Origin of the sequence: Leptonema illini DSM 21528, from assembly GCF_000243335.1 — a bacterium.
Taxonomy (GTDB): domain Bacteria; phylum Spirochaetota; class Leptospiria; order Leptospirales; family Leptonemataceae; genus Leptonema; species Leptonema illini.
This window is the reverse complement of the sequence record NZ_JH597775.1, coordinates 52,391-68,831: the sequence shown is the minus strand read 5'-3', so window position 1 is coordinate 68,831 and position 16,441 is coordinate 52,391. Positions and strand designations below refer to the sequence as shown.

Genomic DNA, 16,441 nt, shown 5'->3' with positions numbered 1-16,441 from the left:
GCAGGGCTAATAACCTCGCAACCAGTGCAGTTTCTGACGATTCGTAGCTTCAAGGTTTGTCTTCGAATACTGAATGCCTGAATAGTTAAATGCCGAAAGGTTCGGCCCCGAATTACTCATAAATTAATGGTTAATATTTTAATTATTTGGAGATTAAATATTCGCCGCTTAATAGTTAATGTATTAACTATTAAGCATGAAAGCATTGGATATTGCAAGCCCAGAAGCCGTTGAGACGGGAACACTCTTCTCGTCCTACGCGCTTGGGAATATCGAACTCAAGAACCGCATCGTCATGGCGCCTATGACCCGCTCTCGTTCCCCTGAGAACATACCGGGCGACCTTGTTGCGACCTACTACGGGCAGAGGGCCGGCGCCGGACTCATCATCACTGAAGGGACGTCTCCCTCTGTAAACGGAGTGGGATACGCACGCATTCCTGGCATCTTCTCGACCGCGCAGGTCGAAGGCTGGAAGAAGGTAACGTCAGCCGTACACGCAAAAGGCGGGCGCATCTTTTTACAGATGATGCATACGGGGCGCATCGGTCATCCGGCAAACCTGCCTGAAGGCGGGCGTGTGCTCGCTCCGTCTGCGGTTCGCGCCGCCGGCGAGATCTGGACCGATACCGAAGGTATGCAGCCGCATCCCGAGCCTGTCGCTATGACGGATAACGATATAGCGGTCACTATCGAAGAGTTCGCCTCTGCGGCCGAGAATGCGATCGCCGCCGGCTTTGATGGCGTAGAGCTGCATGCAGCGAACGGCTATCTGCTGGAGCAGTTTCTCAATCCGGCAACGAATCAGCGATCCGACGACTACGGCGGGGATGCATTTCGCAGGAATCGCTTTGTGCTTGAGGTGGCCCGCCGTGTTGTCGAACGCATCGGAGGCGCAAGGACAGGCATCCGTCTTTCACCGGGAGGCGTTTTTAATGGTGTGCAGGGCATTTATGATGGCATGACCGAACAGTATAGCCGGCTTGCCTCTTCGCTGGCGGCCCTCGGGCTTGTGTATATCCATTTTGTCGATCATTCGGCCCAGGGAGCGCCCGTTCCTCCGAAAGAAACGGTGGATGCGATCCGCACGTCGTTCCGAGAGAACGGAGGCAGCACGCTCATTCTTTCCGGTGGTTATGATCGCTCACGTGCAGAAGAAGATCTGAGTGTCGGATCAGGCGAACTGGTGGCCTTCGGCCGTCCCTTTATCGCCAATCCCGATCTGCCGGTACGTCTGCTGAAAGCGGCCCCTCTTGCAGAGTTGAAGCCTGAGCTGCTTTATACGCCGGGGGCTGAGGGTTATACGGATTATTCTTCGCTGCAGGAATGACGGAGGAATAATCCTGATTCATATCGAAGTCATTGGCTTCTATAAGAACCGGTCCCAAAACCCCTCCTGGGTTTTAGGACCGGGGCGGTTTTTGGAGCAAAGCCCCAAAAACCTTTCGCATTTGCTCAATTTCTATCGAAATTTCGCATGCGGCAACACTTCCTGTGTTGCAGAACCCGTTTTGGGACGGGTTCTAAGTCATCTCAAGAATGGCGTCTGAGTTGAAAAAGAAAGGCCTCCGGGGTTTGATGCACGGAGGCCTTTCTGTCAATCGGAAAGCGCGATGAACGTCACAGATGGAAGCCGTTTACGGCATCAGTGATGCGGCCGTTTACCTTGATGATCAGATAGTTGATATAATTCTGAATGTCCTTCCGGAACTTCGTAACATAGCGGACGGCTCTTGCCAGATCGGTTTCAAACATCCGCGCTTCCATATCGCGGGTCGTCTCTTCCACTTCAATCAACATGTGCTTCAGCTCGCGAAACAGATGATTCACCTGAATGAGCGAATCCGGTTTGAGGCTTTTCGTTGTGATGTCGACGGGAAACTCCTCGACGATGCTGGCCGTCTCGTTTGAGAACTCGCCGACAATCTCCTCGATCTCGGTGATGTACTCGTCTTCAAGCTCGTTGTAGATCTCGTGCGGAGTATAATTCTTAACCCGCTCTTTCATACGATCGACCTGAGAGGAGAGACTGTTTCTAATCTGGCGAATGCCGAAGTGATCGCGCGTAAGACGCGAGATGTTTACAAAGTCGCGCCCGATATAGAGCTTATCCTTATAGTTCTCGGGGAGATCCTGCCGGCCGAGCGTATACAGCTTCAGCTCGTAGGCTCGATCATCATGATCGGATTGCACGAAGCGACAGATGAGCAGATGATCGTTGCTTGTGATATAATAAGAGTTCGTTTCAAGAAGCGCCGAGTAAAGGGCGAGGTTGTACAGTACGAATTTCTTCAGCTCATCAAGAACAGAACGTTCTTCGGCGAGAAGACGCTCTATGGTTTCCAGCTCTTCGGTGCGCGTCGGGCCCGTGGTCAGATACTGAAAATCCGGAGTGATGAGGACGCGACAGCTTTCAAGGAAAAACTCAAGGTAGAGATTCTTGAGCACGCTCTCCTGGAATTCATCCCTTCGGAAGACCGGTATCTTCAGATGATGGATCTCTTTCAGCCTCTCAAAATTGTGCATCGTCTTTGTACTGTTCTCTGAGCCGGAGCGCGGGTCAAGAACGAAATGCCCGGAGCGAGATCTCAGGTCAGGGCGCTTCAAGAAGCATCGCATCACCGTAGCTATAGAAGCGATACCGATTCTCAATGGCGATGGCATAGGCCTGACGCAGACGCTCCGTGCCTCCGAAGGCGCAGACAAGCAGAAAGAGCGATGAGGCGGGCAGATGGAAGTTGGTGATCAACGCCTGGCAGCTCTCAATGCGGTCGGGCGGATGCAGGAAGATGTCGGTTTCGTAGCTTCCGGCCTGGATCTGTCCTTTCTGACGCAGGGCGGACTCAAGGGCGCGCAGTGTTGTCGTGCCGACGGCCACGCATCTGCGTCTGGTGGCTTCGGCGGAATGCCGTCGATCGGAACGCTCTGTATCGCCGACTCCGATGCTGGACAGCAGCTTCGCCGTTTCGGGAGGGATAACAAATCTCTCAGTATGCAGTCTTTTCGCGGCGAAGTGTTCTTCCTGCAACGGAGCAAAGGTGCCGTAGCCGATCGTCAGATCGACATAGGCGATCTCGTAGCGCTGCTCAAGTCTGCGCATCAGCTCCGGAGTGAAGTGCAGGCCTGCAGTCGGGGCAGCGACGGAGCCGGTCTTCTGCGCAAAAATGGTCTGGTAGCGGTCGTAATCTATCTTCTCTGCCGGTCTGTTCAGATACGGGGGGATGGGCGGTTGCCCGCTGGTCTCGAAGAAGTGCTCGGCATCCTCATCCGTTTCCCAGGCGTATTGGTTCTCGCTCCGTGCGGCAAGAACGGTGAGCGGGCCTTCGCGGCCGACGACCTCGAAGGAGACGTCGCCCTGGACAAGGATCTCGCCTGTCTTCAGACGTCCGGCCTTCCTGGCCATGCAGCGCCATATCGACGGATGCTCTAACTGTTCGAGAAACAGCACCTCGATCTGTGCTCCGGATTCCCTCTTTAAGAAGAGGCGGCGTCGCGAGACCTTCGTTCGATTGAAGACGAGTACATCGCCGTCGCGAAGCAGGTCGGGCAGCTCGCGAAAGATATGATGGGAAGGGGCGCCGTGAGCGGTCAGGTGAAGAAGACGTGCGGAATCGGGCGGCGTGACCGGATAGCGGGCGATCAACTCATCGGGCAGCTCGAAGTGAAAGGGATGAAGATCCACAGGCCAATTCTTCGATTCAGGTGTTCCGGTCAAATGCAGCGCCGGTTGACACAGCGCGCCGATTCCTGATCCTGACTCGATGCAGATGGGATGGCAATGGCTGAATCGGCTGAAATCATTCATACAGACGAAGCGGGGGCAGCGCCTTCTTCTCGGCCTGATGCTTCTGATACTTGCCGTCGATAGCAGTAAGATTTTACGAGGCCCCTCGCCCTTTCGCAGTCGCAGCGATTTCGAGGACTACTTTGAGGCCTCACGACGGCTCAATGCAGACGAAGATCTCTACAAGACGGGGGCCATGCAGAGTATCTTCGAGCAGAGCGTCGATCTGCCGACCATGAAGCCCGAAGAGCTTCTGAAGCTTTTAATAGAGAGCAAAGGAGTCGGCGCCTATCTCTATCCGCCCTTCTTCGCCTTTCTGTTAACGCCGTTGCATACGCTCGATTATAAAACAGCGGCCATCATATTTCAGACGGTCTCACTGGCCCTTCTGGCCGCGCTTCTGTATCTGCTTCATAAGCAGACAGAAGGCTCAACTTACGAGTATGCCGTCGCTATTGCCACGCTTCTCTATTTCCCTTTCCTCGATGATAATGCGGCCAATGGAAACGTCGGGTTCCTGTTGCTCTTCCTGTGCGGAGCCGGCCTGCTCTGGTCTTTTCGCGAAGGCGTGATCTCTTTTCTCGGTGGCTTCTTAATCGGACTGGCGACCGTGATCAAGATCATTCCCGCCTTCCTGTCCGGTGTGCTCTTCGCCGGTCGTCGCTTCTTTGCCCTTGCCGGTTTTGTTGCCGGGATTCTTTTCGCCGTCCTTGTGCCGGCTATGACGGGTGGATGGCAGAAAAACCTGGACCGGCACCAGCAGTGGTACAGCTTTCTTATAGATACCTATCAGAAGAACCTTGTCGTACGTCCTTATGCGAATAATCAGACCGTCAGCGCCGCTCTGAGCAAGCTCATGATCGCCGGCTCCGATAGAAAACAGGAGATGTTTGCACTGCCTCTTGTTAATCTGACGGCGCCGCAGCTGCCTTATTTTGCCATGTCGGTGCGACTGATCAATCTGACTCTTGTCGGATCGCTCGGTCTGCTCTTATTGATGGCCGCCTGGCGCAGGCCACTCGATTTGAAGAGTGACGGAGCGTTCTTCACAGCAGTCCTTTCGTTGACCCTGCTCACGGCGCTTGTGTCGTCGGGCGTGAGCTGGTATCATACGTATTCGCTTCTACTGATACCTCTTGCTCTGCGCATGGGCTCCGGGCCGCTGCATTCTATGAACACAGAGGAGCGCATTGCCCACTACGGTCCGGCCGGGCTTGCGATTCTTCTCGCTATCCTACCGTTTCGCTGGTTTGAAGCTCTTTCTCTGTATTCGCTCTATACCTGGGTGGTGCTTCTGGCCATAGTTCTACATCACCGGATGGCCTGGAAAGGATTGATCGGCAGAAAGGCCTGATAAAGGTGGGATGACATGACCCGCGAGGCGAAACTTCTCATTCTACCCGGCCTTCTGCTTCTGGCCTTTTTTCTTGTCGATAAACTGTTCCTTCTGCGCACCGTGCGCATCCATACGCAGAAAGATCCGACCTCTCTCTACTATGAATACAAGTACGAGTTGCTTGAAAAGCTTGCCCTTGAATTCTCTCCTGAAAGCGCAAGAGAGAGGAAAGAAGCGGCTGAACGGGCGAAAGAAAGCGGGCAGATCGCCCGGCCGCACAGAGCCCTTGTCGTCATCGGCAGCTCTCGCTTGCTTTTTTTCGACTATGATACGTTCCGTCGCAATCATTCGGAATGGGAAGTGTATAACTTCAGCGTTCCGGTAAACTCCCCCGCATACTATGCCTACATCCTTGAGCGCATATACGAGAGCGGCGTGCGGCCCGATTATCTGATCCTGGAATCGGATCCATTTCAGTTCAACGAATTCTCACCGGGGTTCAGGCGATCGAATCTGCAGTACAGCTTCGATCTGCGATTCATCCTCTCAAATTTCGACAGATTCGATCGTGACGACGTCAGCGCCTTCCTCGGCCGCTGGCTTTTCGCTGGAATGAAGTATCCGCCGCACCCGGATCGGCTGTCGATGCTCATCAACGGAAACGACAGGCTTCTTCCGCTCTTCCTCGAGACGGATCGTTATACGCGCGAGACGAACGGATGTGGATTCTCGCCCATTCCCGTTCCGGGATGGTTTGAAAAGGATTTTGCCACGCTGGCCATCAGCTCAGAGGGAACAAAGGGCTGGCTTTACGGCAATTATACGGAATCAGAAACGCAGTGGAGCTTTTTCGAAAGCGCCCTTGCACTTGCTCGCGAGAATAAGACGCCTCTACTTGTCATTCGGCCGCAGGTGTCGCGTCCGATGCAGCGGCAACTTGAGGAAGACGAACGGATTGCTTTCTATACGGAGTCCTGGCGCAAAAGGCTTGATAAAGCTCGAGCGAGAGCCCCCTTCCTTGACCTGTCGGCAGGTGAGCCCTTCTATTGCAATGCCTTTGTCGACGGCGCCCATATGGCCATGGAATGCTATGACCCGGTGCTCGACGAGGCCATGAAGCGTTATACGGAGGCCAGAGATGGGGCCTCGGCGAATCACCGCTGAGATTTTCTCGTTTAACCTATCGTGAACAATCGCATCCGTTGCATTTTCCTGGAGCCGGTCCAGAACCGGCTCTTTCAGGTCAGGATGATCTCGCGCCCAAGACAGATCAGAACATTACTTCGACGCCGAAGTTAAAGAGCGGTACTCGGGTGCCTTCTTTATCGCCCACCGGAATGACGAGGTTGCCGAATTCGGCCGAAATCTGCGGGTTGGTGGCCGAGTAGGGACGTCGTTCATCCCATGATAGTCCGCCGGGGTTGTCTCGCAGGTAGATGTTCAGGGCCTCGAAGAAGACGTTGCCGTAACCCCATTCATAGTTGAAGAAACGGTCGATTCTGATATCAAGCCGGTGATAGGGTTTGAGTCGCAGTTCGTTCTCTCTATCGGAATAGACGGGCTGAAAGATCGGGCGTCCGTCGTTCTGCGTCTTGCCGCCATCGTCGCCGACGATGTTCGTGTACGGCGTGGATGTCGTGTAACGCCATTTACCGCCGATCTGCCATTCCCGGTTCACCTTGTAGCCGAGAATGATGTTGATGATATGTCGTCTGTCAAAGTCTGCGTATCGCATTTTTCCGTTGTCATACAGAGCGATAAGCTGGCGCTCCTCTTCGTTCGGCCAGATTACCGCCGGATCGTTCGCTCTCGGTTGATGATCGTTTCGCAGTGATCTCGACCAGGTGTATGAGATCCATCCGTACAGACCGTTTGCATCGGGCTTTTTGTCGCGTTTAATGAAGACTTCGAAACCGTCCGAATAACCCTCTCCGTCGTTTGAGAAATACAGGGGGGCGTTGGTCAGTACGGGCTGCGATAGTTTACCGACCGGATCAGGATTCTCTTTGTATGGAGTTCGGATAAGGGCGTCTTCGACGACCATATCGGTGTAGAACTGTCGGAATCCCTCGAGGCGAAAGGTCCAGGACTTCCAGCGATGCTCGATGCCGGCTGCCTGATGGACGGCCTTCTCCATCTTGAGATCGGGGTTACCCGAGGTGGCCGAATACTGATCGGGATCAGGCACGCGATGATAGACGCCCGCCCCGGCCGTCAGTGTCGTCGAATCGGTAATCTTGAAGGCCACCGTACCGCGCGGATCGCGAGCCGTCTGGCGGGTGAGCCCGAAATGGTCGATGCGTCCGCCGGGCTTGAGCTCAAGGCGCCAGAAGCGAAGCACAAGCATGGCGTAGCCGCTATGGTAGTCGGCGTACTGGAGATCGTCAGAAGTAACCGAAGAGAAGTTCGGCGACGTCTCATCAAAGAAGTCGTTGTTCAGAGATGTGGGATCGTTGTTGCGAAGCGTCGTACCCCGGTTCATGTAGCGAAAGCGTCGCGCCTCGACGCCCGTTTCGAGCGTGATATGGTCCTTTAAAAGTTCGAACGACGATTCGTTGCGGAAGCCCGCATAACCATCCTCTGTTCGAAACTTTGCGTTATAGATGCCGATCGTTCCGTCGAGATAGGTGATGTTATTATGATAGAGAAGCGTCGATTCAGAGTAGATACGTCCGGTCGGCTGCCATATATGTCGCAGGGCCTCGGTGTTGAAGGCTCTGTTGATGGCGATGCTTGCTCCGATAAGCTCGGGCGGCGGTTCTGATGTGGGGTCCCAGGAGGGCTTCCTTTCAATAGCGGCAATAAACGTATCCTGAGCGCCCAGGGCATAGAAATACAGCGTCTGCTTTTCGGTGAGATCGAAACGAATCTTGAACTGAGCGTCTCCATAGCGGGGAATCAGCTCCACTCCGGACGGAATATAGGGCTTCAGCGTCTGATCGAGATAGGAAAGACGGGCGCCGGCGATGATGTAGCCGTCCGCTCCGCTCTGAATCGGCCCTTTTAAAAGAACGCTGGAGGACCAGAGCGAGAACGTCGTATGCCCGCCCAGCTTCTTCACCTCGTCGATCGACTCGATGGCGATGATACCGCCTGTGGCGTCGCCGAAGCGAACAGGATAGGCGCCGTTATAGATATCGATAGATTTGATAATATCGTTCTGCACGACGGAGTTGAGCCCGAGCAGGTGGAAGGGATACCCGATCGGCAGATCGTCAAACAGATAAGTATTCGCGTTTTCGTTCGCTCCGCGAAGCACGATATCACCGTTCCCGAAAGGAGGAGCGTTCGTTCCGGGAAGGTTTTCGATTCCGCGCAGCGCTTCTCCGAACTGGCCGGGGATTCTTTTAATTTCGTCGAGCCTCACCGTATAACGCGAAAGATTCTGCTTCTCTTTGCGCCCGGTGATGCGTACTCCGTCGCCTCCCGTTACGGTCTGTGTTTGCTGTTCGACGACATCGCTTTCGCGCTGCGGAGGCGAAGCATAAACGGTCAGGCGCTGACCGGGGGCCTGCACCTGAAGGCGCGGTTGAAGCAACGTGCCGTCGGGCAGAATGGTGCGGAACGTATAAAAACCGGGGGCCGGAATCTCGACGACGGCCTCGCCAAGGTTATCCGTAAAGGCCTTCTGCTTCGTTTCGATGACGATGATCTGAGCGTCGGCGACCGGATTCTGTTTCGAGTCGAGAACGCGAAGGCGCAATTCGAAGGCGCTCAGCGCTCCGGGAAAAAGGGCGAACAGGACGAGGCATATAAAGGCGATGCGAAACGGTGATAGGATGCTTTTATTAATGCGTTTCATTCAAACTCCGAATCAGGGGTCGATGCCGGGAAGATCGAGGAACATCTCAGCGCAGAAAAGCGGATATTCGTTGAAAGGGCAGGGCTGGCGAAGAATAGAAAGCGAGCATAACCGTAGCCCGTATTCCTTTACCTTTTTTGGTGGTAGAAGCAGTACCGCCGGCTGCTGTCCGCATTCCTTGCTCTTATAATCAATGGCGGCATAGAGCTCTGAGAAGGCGTCTTCGAATTCGATGCTTGTATCGACGGGCAGGCAGCGGCCGAGAAGCAGCAGAGATAGCAGAACGGCGAGTCGTATAAGCAGGCGATATCGCATCATTTCTTCGCCTCCTCAAAACGGATCACATCGCCGCGCACGCGAAAGACGCGCACATGACCGAGAATCGAATAATAGTGCGTTTCATGCCAGGTACGAATGTTGATCATCGTATCGCCTTCGAGCTCCTGTACCGGTAAGCCCATTGCATAGGCCGGATCAAGCGTCGGCGTGACGGGCCACAGATGAAAGAGAAAGAAACGGGACGACTCTCCGTTCACCTCGCATCCGCCCTTATACTCTTCAGGCGCCACGTAAGTAACCGGAGGAGTGTTCGGCACGGGTTCTCCTTTCGCAACCAGCTCCTCTCTGCGTTTGACCTCATCTCTGTCGCGGCATACGATTCGGTAGCTGGCGTTTCGAACGGAGGTCGCTTCGGGCAGAATTCCGGCACCGTCGACGAAACCGCCGCGATCAACGATGCCGCCCGGAAAGCAGCCTACCGTGCTGAGTAAGAGCGCCGCCGTTAGAAGTGCGCTGCTTCGTTTCCTTCGTTGCATAAGGGCCTTACCTACGCCGTGCAGGCTCGGGTTTCAGCTTCACAACATCGGCCTTGAGATGAAAGCGATGTCGCGTCATAAAGAGGAATATGGAACGGTCTGTGGAGTAGCGCAGGTTGACGAGAGCGTCGCCGCCTTTTTCGCTGAGCAGCTTCTGAACGGCAGCATCGACAGGAGGCGCATCAAGCGGCAACCCGATAATCCCCAGATCGACCGACCACCAGGATGTGGACGTCTCAGCGGTGCCGAGAATCTCGTACTCTCGATTCCCGAGCGGCACGTTTGATGTGGCGATTCCGGCCGATGCACTGGCACAGCCGATGATGAGAAGCAGGGGCAGGGCTGCAAGAGCCGGCCTGAATCGGTTAAAAATTCGCATCCGTTCCATAAAAAAAAACCTTTCTCTTGTGGCAATCCGTTCAGCGATTACTGAACGAATTAAACCTGTTATTGAAGGGAAGAGCCGGTTTGGCTACGTGTTCTAAGACGGATCAGAGCAGCCGATGTTCTTCAAAACTGAAATAACGATCCAGGCTGAAGACGATATGATCGAGGATGGCAATCCCGAGCAGCCGGCCCGCCTCCTGAAGGCGTCGGGTCGTTTCAATATCGTCACTGCCGGGCTCGACGTTGCCCGAGGGATGGTTATGAGCGATGATGACGGCTCCGGCTCTGTCTTTCAGAGGATCTGAAAACACCTCTCGAGGATGCACCTGCGTGCGATTGAGAAGGCCGATCGACACGACTCTTGTGCAAATAACTTCGTTTGCGCCGTTTAACGATATACATAAGAAGTGTTCCTGCTGTCGGTCGGCATAGTGCTTGATCAGATGAAAGGCGTCTTCGGCCGTTTTGATGCGATGCCCTCCAGGACGGATGCGGCGTCTTGCGAATTCCAGAGCGCCGAGCACCATCGCCGCCCTGGCATGGCCGATTCCATGAATGGATTGAATGGCATCGGCATCGGGTAAAACGTCTTTTGAGCGATCGAGACAGCGGAGCAGCTCTTCGGCCATCTGCAAAACATGCATATTGCGGTGTCCTCGCCCGAGCACAAGGGCGAGCAGCTCGCGGTCAGAGAGCGATTCGACTCCGTTTTTGCGCGCCTTCTCGCGCGGGCGCTGCTCGGGTGAAAGGGTCGACAGACGCAGATTCTTCATGCACCTTCAGGTGCAGAAAGAGGCGAATCGAACTATCTTTTTCTCGTTTTCGTGTTACTTTTCTTCGCCGCTTTTTTCGCAGCGGGGCGAGTCTTGCGGTCGGCGGGAGCGGCGGCCTGTTTCTTCGACTGCGCCGCCAGCTTTGCCTCACGCGACATATCGATCTGCGCCTTCTCAACAGCCGTAGTCGGATGGCTATGGCCGAGGAACTCCACGACGGCCTGAACGTTCTCGCCAGAAAGTACGAGGTTCAAGCGTCCGGGAAAATCGACGATCAGATCGCGGCCCTGGCCGAAACGACTGAGGCTGCCGGGAACGATCCATTCATCCGACCATGCCGAAAAGGGCGAGAAGTCGTCAAAAAGCAGGGCGTTCATGCGATGCACGAGAAGAAAATCGCTGCGAGACGTCACATCGCGGAACGAAGGAATAAAGCTCAGGTGACGGACGAGGGTGGTTCCATGAAACGGAGTGCCCAGGCCCAGCAGATGGTAGACGCGCTTGCGACCTTCATCGGGCAGAGCCAGCGGCAGAAGTCCGCCGACGCCGTGACCGAGCAGCACGCATCGGCTCAGACCCTCTTTTTCAATATGTCGTGAGAGGCGACGCGCCGATTCCTTGAGCGACCGAAACGGGCTGAAGTTATAGTAGAAATAAACCGAGTATCCCTGTTTGATCAGGGCCGATCTGAGAAAGACATAAAAGAGCGGAGAGGTGAGAAGATCGGTGACGATCAGGATGCGGCCGCGCCGGCCTGTGCGATGCGCCGGAAGCGGGATAAACAGGATCATACCGACGATCTGTAAAAGGATCCAGAGTGCCTCAAGCAGCCATCCCTGTAGAATTCGATTCCGTTGCGGTTCGCTCATACGGAGGACAGGATTGGTCTGCTCCATGCAGAAGCAAAGAAAAAACGGATCTGCCCGGGAAGTAGCAACGGGAACGAGGGCCGCATACCCGGCGGGGGTATTGTACTTGACGGATGTGTTGCCTGCCCTTCAAACGGTTTCTTATGGAAGTCTTGTTGGAATCCTTATTCTCGCCCGCTCTTTTGCGATGGCTTGTTCTGCCCGCCGGTGCCCTTGTCGGGTACCTCTACTACCGGCTGATCGGCTGTAAAAGTGGGGCATGCCCGCTGACGTCGTCGCCCTGGTCCAGCTCCCTAATCGGCCTGGCCCTTGCGTATCTTTTCTTTTTCAAGTAGGGATAGAAAGCAGGGATAAAAAAGGGCCGCTCATTCGAGAGCGACCCTCATCTTGATCAGATTGCCGACCAGTTTCTGGAAGATCTCGTTGCGCTGCTCGTCGCCGGCGAAAGGCAGAACCCGGCGGCCCGACACCGGATCCATGTAGATCTCAATCGTCGAGTTCGGGCCTTTTTTGATCGATCGGGCATGAGCCAGGTTGATCAGTTCTCCGTCGCCAAGTCTGAGCCAGAGCATATTATCCGTTCTTCTTGAGGAAGTCCTTCATATAATCGGCAAGGGCCTGGCAGCCCTCCAGCGGCATGGCGTTATAAATCGAGGCGCGCAGACCGCCGACCGAGCGGTGTCCTTTCAGCCCGTCCATCGATGCTGCCTTCGTTCCTTTCAGGAAATCGTCGGTCAGCTCCTGTTTTGCAAGGTTCCAGGTCACGTTCATCAGCGAGCGATCTTCTTTGCGCGCATGGCCGAGATAGAAATCCGGATGAGCGTCGATGACGTCATAGATCAGCTTTGCCTTTTTCTCGTTGGCTGCGTCGACGGCAGTCAGGCCGCCCTGCTTCTCGATCCACTTCAGCACAAGGCCGAACATATAGATCTGGAAGGTCGGAGGCGTGTTATACAGCGATTGCTCTTTAGCGAAGGTGCTGTAACGGAACATGCTCGGCGTTTCTTCTTTTTCGCGCTCGTAGTACTCGCGATCGATGATAACGACGGTCAGCCCCGACGGCCCGGCGTTCTTCTGCAATCCGGCATAGGCCATACCGATATGCGACCAGTCGATGGGACGGGAAAGAAAATCAGAGCTCATGTCGACGACAAGCTTCGAATCGCCCGGATTCGGCAGCGTACGGAACTGCGTGCCATAGATCGTATTGTTCGACGTCATGTGCACGTAATCCAGGCCGGCCGGAACGTTGATCGGCGAGGGGATGTAGTTGTGGTTCTGATCTTTCGAGCTGGCCACCTCGACAAAATCGACGCCGAGGATCTTTGCCTGCTCGATCGCCTTCTTCGACCATACGCCGGTATTGATATAACCGGCCTTACCGCCTTTACGGGCGAGGTTCATGGGAATGAGAGCGAATTGCGTCGACGCACCGCCCGTCATGTAAAGAATATCAAATCGTTCGGGAATGGCGGCGACGGCGCGCAGTCGGGCCATCGATTCGTCGTGAACTTTTTGAAAAATGCCACCGCGGTGGGACATCTCGATGATAGACATCCCCGAACCCTGAAAGTCCAGGAACTCATCGCGGGCCTCGGTAAGCACTTCAAGGGGAAGAGTGGCCGGACCGGCGGAAAAATTAAAAATTCGCTTCATAAAAACTTGTTTTTTTTTATAAGGGTGCAGGTAAAGCCAATTTGAGAACATCTCATGAAACTCAGCCCTGAACGTAGATACGAGATCGAGAATGCCTTATATCTGGGCCATCATAATCATCGGTGCAGTTATCTGCCCGATCGCATGGCTTCTCTGCTCTATCTGGACGGCAGTCTGGATGCCGCAACCTACAGGGAACTGCTGGACGAGGGATATCGACGCACGGGTAGCGGGCTCTATCGACCGGATTGCGCGGGATGTCAGGAGTGCAGGGTGTTGCGCATACCGCTTGCTTCGTTTTCGATGACCGATTCACAGAGACGCGTCTGGAAAAAAGGCCAGCGAGTCTTCACATATTCTTTGCAGAAGCCTGAGTTTGATCCGAAAAAGCTGCGGTTGTACCGGCGTTATCTTCTGTATCAGCATCGCACGTACGAGTCTGATCTCGACGAGCAGGGCTACCGTGAGTTCTTTGTTTCTTCGTTTCTCGGTGCAAACACAAAAGAGCTTGTGCTGCTTCATAATGGCCGTCCGGTCGGTCTGAGCATCATCGATATCGTAGAGGATGTTCTTTCGTCGGTGTATTTCTTCTTTGACCCCGACGTGGCCCGCTACAGCCCCGGCGTCTATTCGATGCTTCTTGAGATGCATCTGGCCCGTGAGATGGGCCTTGCCTATCATTATCCAGGTTATTACATCGAAGGATGCCCGGCGATGAACTATAAGGCGCGTTTTGGCCCGGCCGAGATACTCAGCGGCGAGGCCTTTACTCCCGTTCCGGGCCGGTAGAAAAAAAGCCTTTTGTAGTAATGGGCCTGTTAATAGGCTGTCCTCAAAATCCGATGATTGGAGCAGTGATTGATAATCTCTGAGAAAGAAAACGGGCGCCTATTCGGTCTTTTCCGTCGGGCGCCCGTAACTCCCTGCACTCGACGCATACCCGGTATTTCGTCACCGGTGTATGCTATCCTTTTTTCTGCCCTGTGCTTCTTCTCTGTCGCTCAGCCACAGGCGTCGCTGCGTGCTGAGTCGCCGTATCGACTGTCGTTCACAGGCGGGTACGCCTGGCGCGCCGCCGGTTCCATCGTCGAAGACTCCGGCGCCGGCCTCGATCTGATCGAAGGCGGTATTAACAGCGGCATCCTGTATTCGCCGGGCTATTCCGAGATCACGCAGACTGTCGGCTACTTTGATCCGTCGCTACAGGGGCTCTATCTTCCCGTAACGTCGCGAAGCAGCACGAGCGTTTTTGCCACCGATCTGTCAATCGAAGGCTTTGCTCTGTATCATCTGAATCCCGATGACGGATTCGACCTTTTCGGAGGGGCAGGGCTCGGTGCCGGTCGCGGCTGGCTGGCGGGCTTCGGATCCGGTCCGTATCTGACCGAGGCGCATGCAAGCCTGCATATCGGGCTCGGGTATCGCACAGGAGGCATCCTCTACTATGTAAGAGGCACGGAGACCTGGTTTGCCATTAAGAGCGCTCCGACGTCGTTTCTCGACCGACGCGAGGTGCTCGTTAATCCACGCAGCGGTAATATACGCATCGGTCGGGCAGAGGTAGGTATTTCTATTCCGGTGTTCTGAGGCGCCGGTCGAAACGTTTGACCGGTGTCGTTCGCAAAAAAAACCGGGATAAGGCCATGCGTACAAATATCGTCCACATCGGTGCAACCGAGCTCAACTATGAAATCCGTAAGATCGTCGAGGTGGCGAACCGGATTGCGGCGTTGAGCGGCAAGCCCATCCTCTGGGAAAACATCGGTGATCCGGTGCAGAAGGGGCAGCATCTGCCCGACTGGATGAAGGATTGCATCGCACGCGCCGTGCGCGACGACAGTACCTACGCCTACAGCCCGACGCGAGGGCTGCTGCGTACGCGCGAATTCCTGGCCGAACGCCTGAACCGTCGCGGTGGGGCACAGATCCAGGCGGACGACATCCTCTTCTTTAACGGGCTGGGCGACGCCGTGAGCAAGATCTACGGATTCCTGCGCCGCGAGGCTCGCGTCATCGGCCCGTCGCCGGCGTACCCGACGCATTCATCGGCCGAGGCCGCTCATTCGGGTTATGCACCGATCACCTACAGGCTCGTTCCCGAGAACGGCTGGATGCCCGACATGCAGGAGCTTTACAACAAGGTAAAGTATAACGAGGCCATCGCCGGCATCATGATCATCAATCCGGATAACCCTACGGGAGCCGTATTCCCCGAGGGCGTCATCCGCGAGATCATCGACATCGCACGCAAGTTCAGGCTCTTTATCATCGCCGACGAAATCTATATCAACATGACCTACGGCGGGGCGACGGCCACCCACGTCTCGGATGTCATCGGCGACGTGCCCGCCATCTCGCTGAAAGGTATTTCAAAAGAATTCCCCTGGCCCGGATCGCGCTGCGGCTGGATCGAGGTGTATAACCATCACAGCGAGCCGATGTTCGAGAAATACGTGCAGAGTATTCTGAACGCGAAGATGCTCGAGGTTTCAAGCACCACGCTTCCGCAGGCCGTCATCCCCGAGATCATGGGCGATCCGCGCTATGACGCCTGGGTTGCAGAACGCAATTCCTTCTATGAGAGAAGAAGCCGCAAGCTTGCCGAGATCTTCGCCGGTATTCCCGAGGTCATCCTCAATCCTCCGCGCGGAGCCTTTTATGCAAGCTTCGTCTTTCAGGTGCCGCTGAACAATCGCATGAATCTGCGCATCCCGAACGGAGAGATCGAGAAGTATGTGGCGGGCATCACCGCCGAACCGATCGAGCCCGACCGCAAGTTCGTCTATCAGCTGCTTGCCGCGCATAACATATGCGTCGTTCCGCTTACGGGCTTCGTATGCGGCGAGTTACAGGGATTCCGCTGTACGCTGCTGGAACAGGACGATGAGAAGTTCGAGCAGACCTACACGTCGATAGCGAAGGCCATCCAGGAATTCGTTCACAGCGTCGATTGAGAAATCGCCTGGCGACCTGAAGCCTGAGTCGAGCTGGATGCTCTGGTCGTAAGGTCTGCGAAACG

Annotated in this window: 17 protein-coding genes; 7 read left to right on the top strand and 10 right to left on the bottom strand. The window is 55.1% G+C overall.

What is annotated here, in order from left to right; genetic code table 11:
• The first annotated feature begins 196 nt into the window (after positions 1–196).
• Positions 197–1,330: an alkene reductase gene (locus LEPIL_RS20815; protein ID WP_002775807.1), complete on the top strand. Its 1,134-nt coding sequence runs from the start codon at positions 197–199 to the stop codon at positions 1,328–1,330.
• Between the two features lie 290 nt (positions 1,331–1,620).
• Here the strand turns inward: LEPIL_RS20815 and LEPIL_RS20810 are convergent, their stop codons facing one another.
• A complete protein-coding gene (locus tag LEPIL_RS20810) occupies positions 1,621–2,526 on the bottom strand; it encodes a hypothetical protein (protein ID WP_002775805.1) in 906 nt (301 codons plus the stop codon).
• 67 nt (positions 2,527–2,593) lie between these two features.
• Positions 2,594–3,682 (bottom strand): tRNA preQ1(34) S-adenosylmethionine ribosyltransferase-isomerase QueA, encoded by a 1,089-nt coding sequence (queA, locus tag LEPIL_RS20805; protein WP_002775803.1) that lies wholly within the window; start codon positions 3,680–3,682, stop codon positions 2,594–2,596.
• Positions 3,683–3,761: 79 nt separating this feature from the next.
• Between queA and LEPIL_RS20800 the strand changes: the two genes are divergently transcribed.
• Together LEPIL_RS20800 and LEPIL_RS20795 are read left to right on the top strand one after the other, a co-directional pair.
• The gene (locus tag LEPIL_RS20800) at positions 3,762–5,138 is read left to right on the top strand and encodes a glycosyltransferase family 87 protein (RefSeq protein WP_002775802.1); all 1,377 of its coding nucleotides are present in this window, start codon (positions 3,762–3,764) and stop codon (positions 5,136–5,138) included.
• A gap of 15 nt (positions 5,139–5,153) precedes the next feature.
• Complete coding sequence (locus tag LEPIL_RS20795; protein WP_002775801.1) at positions 5,154–6,284, top strand: DUF1574 family protein; 1,131 nt, start codon at positions 5,154–5,156, stop codon at positions 6,282–6,284.
• A gap of 106 nt (positions 6,285–6,390) precedes the next feature.
• Here LEPIL_RS20795 and LEPIL_RS20790 read toward each other — a convergent pair whose 3' ends face one another.
• The 6 genes from LEPIL_RS20790 to LEPIL_RS20765 form a co-directional block, all read right to left on the bottom strand.
• Entirely contained in the window at positions 6,391–8,922 is a 2,532-nt protein-coding gene (locus LEPIL_RS20790) for a TonB-dependent receptor plug domain-containing protein (RefSeq protein WP_002775800.1), read from the bottom strand.
• Positions 8,923–8,934: 12 nt separating this feature from the next.
• A complete protein-coding gene (locus LEPIL_RS20785; protein WP_002775799.1) occupies positions 8,935–9,240 on the bottom strand; it encodes a hypothetical protein in 306 nt (101 codons plus the stop codon).
• A complete protein-coding gene (locus tag LEPIL_RS22685) occupies positions 9,237–9,737 on the bottom strand; it encodes a hypothetical protein (protein WP_002775798.1) in 501 nt (166 codons plus the stop codon). Before LEPIL_RS22685 ends, LEPIL_RS20785 begins: the two co-directional genes overlap by 4 nt.
• A 7-nt stretch (positions 9,738–9,744) precedes the next feature.
• Entirely contained in the window at positions 9,745–10,116 is a 372-nt protein-coding gene (locus tag LEPIL_RS20775; protein ID WP_040920893.1) for an LIC20211 family lipoprotein, read from the bottom strand.
• 112 nt (positions 10,117–10,228) lie between these two features.
• Positions 10,229–10,897 (bottom strand): RadC family protein, encoded by a 669-nt coding sequence (radC, locus tag LEPIL_RS20770; RefSeq protein WP_002775791.1) that lies wholly within the window; start codon positions 10,895–10,897, stop codon positions 10,229–10,231.
• 32 nt (positions 10,898–10,929) lie between these two features.
• Positions 10,930–11,766: a hypothetical protein gene (locus tag LEPIL_RS20765; protein ID WP_143464608.1), complete on the bottom strand. Its 837-nt coding sequence runs from the start codon at positions 11,764–11,766 to the stop codon at positions 10,930–10,932.
• Positions 11,767–11,909: 143 nt separating this feature from the next.
• Here LEPIL_RS20765 and LEPIL_RS20760 point away from each other — a divergent pair, with 143 nt between their 5' ends.
• The gene (locus tag LEPIL_RS20760) at positions 11,910–12,101 is read left to right on the top strand and encodes a DUF6132 family protein (RefSeq protein ID WP_002775788.1); all 192 of its coding nucleotides are present in this window, start codon (positions 11,910–11,912) and stop codon (positions 12,099–12,101) included.
• A gap of 30 nt (positions 12,102–12,131) precedes the next feature.
• Here the strand turns inward: LEPIL_RS20760 and LEPIL_RS20755 are convergent, their stop codons facing one another.
• Together LEPIL_RS20755 and serC are read right to left on the bottom strand one after the other, a co-directional pair.
• On the bottom strand, positions 12,132–12,338 hold the full coding sequence (locus LEPIL_RS20755) for a hypothetical protein (RefSeq protein ID WP_002775786.1): 207 nt from the start codon (positions 12,336–12,338) through the stop codon (positions 12,132–12,134).
• Between the two features lies 1 nt (position 12,339).
• On the bottom strand, positions 12,340–13,422 hold the full coding sequence (gene serC, locus LEPIL_RS20750) for a 3-phosphoserine/phosphohydroxythreonine transaminase (RefSeq protein ID WP_040920889.1): 1,083 nt from the start codon (positions 13,420–13,422) through the stop codon (positions 12,340–12,342).
• 54 nt (positions 13,423–13,476) lie between these two features.
• Here serC and LEPIL_RS20745 point away from each other — a divergent pair, with 54 nt between their 5' ends.
• From LEPIL_RS20745 to LEPIL_RS20735, 3 genes are all read left to right on the top strand, one after another.
• Positions 13,477–14,211 (top strand): arginyltransferase, encoded by a 735-nt coding sequence (locus LEPIL_RS20745; RefSeq protein ID WP_002775783.1) that lies wholly within the window; start codon positions 13,477–13,479, stop codon positions 14,209–14,211.
• A gap of 168 nt (positions 14,212–14,379) precedes the next feature.
• Positions 14,380–15,009, top strand: coding sequence for a hypothetical protein (locus LEPIL_RS20740; RefSeq protein ID WP_157135129.1), 630 nt, complete (start codon positions 14,380–14,382; stop codon positions 15,007–15,009).
• A gap of 56 nt (positions 15,010–15,065) precedes the next feature.
• Positions 15,066–16,376 (top strand): pyridoxal phosphate-dependent aminotransferase, encoded by a 1,311-nt coding sequence (locus LEPIL_RS20735; RefSeq protein WP_002775773.1) that lies wholly within the window; start codon positions 15,066–15,068, stop codon positions 16,374–16,376.
• Positions 16,377–16,441 lie beyond the last annotated feature (65 nt).

Bases quoted from the DNA above. Each gene is read 5' to 3' on its own strand.
- LEPIL_RS20815 (WP_002775807.1), top strand. From the start codon at position 197: ATGAAAGCATTGGATATTGCAAGCCCAGAAGCCGTTGAGACGGGAACA.
- LEPIL_RS20810 (WP_002775805.1), bottom strand. From the start codon at position 2,526: ATGCACAATTTTGAGAGGCTGAAAGAGATCCATCATCTGAAGATACCG.
- LEPIL_RS20800 (WP_002775802.1), top strand. From the start codon at position 3,762: ATGCAGATGGGATGGCAATGGCTGAATCGGCTGAAATCATTCATACAG.
- LEPIL_RS20795 (WP_002775801.1), top strand. From the start codon at position 5,154: ATGACCCGCGAGGCGAAACTTCTCATTCTACCCGGCCTTCTGCTTCTG.
- LEPIL_RS20790 (WP_002775800.1), bottom strand. From the start codon at position 8,922: ATGAAACGCATTAATAAAAGCATCCTATCACCGTTTCGCATCGCCTTT.
- LEPIL_RS20785 (WP_002775799.1), bottom strand. From the start codon at position 9,240: ATGATGCGATATCGCCTGCTTATACGACTCGCCGTTCTGCTATCTCTG.
- LEPIL_RS22685 (WP_002775798.1), bottom strand. From the start codon at position 9,737: ATGCAACGAAGGAAACGAAGCAGCGCACTTCTAACGGCGGCGCTCTTA.
- LEPIL_RS20775 (WP_040920893.1), bottom strand. From the start codon at position 10,116: ATGCGAATTTTTAACCGATTCAGGCCGGCTCTTGCAGCCCTGCCCCTG.
- radC (WP_002775791.1), bottom strand. From the start codon at position 10,897: ATGAAGAATCTGCGTCTGTCGACCCTTTCACCCGAGCAGCGCCCGCGC.
- LEPIL_RS20765 (WP_143464608.1), bottom strand. From the start codon at position 11,766: ATGAGCGAACCGCAACGGAATCGAATTCTACAGGGATGGCTGCTTGAG.
- LEPIL_RS20760 (WP_002775788.1), top strand. From the start codon at position 11,910: ATGGAAGTCTTGTTGGAATCCTTATTCTCGCCCGCTCTTTTGCGATGG.
- LEPIL_RS20755 (WP_002775786.1), bottom strand. From the start codon at position 12,338: ATGCTCTGGCTCAGACTTGGCGACGGAGAACTGATCAACCTGGCTCAT.
- serC (WP_040920889.1), bottom strand. From the start codon at position 13,422: ATGAAGCGAATTTTTAATTTTTCCGCCGGTCCGGCCACTCTTCCCCTT.
- LEPIL_RS20745 (WP_002775783.1), top strand. From the start codon at position 13,477: ATGAAACTCAGCCCTGAACGTAGATACGAGATCGAGAATGCCTTATAT.
- LEPIL_RS20735 (WP_002775773.1), top strand. From the start codon at position 15,066: ATGCGTACAAATATCGTCCACATCGGTGCAACCGAGCTCAACTATGAA.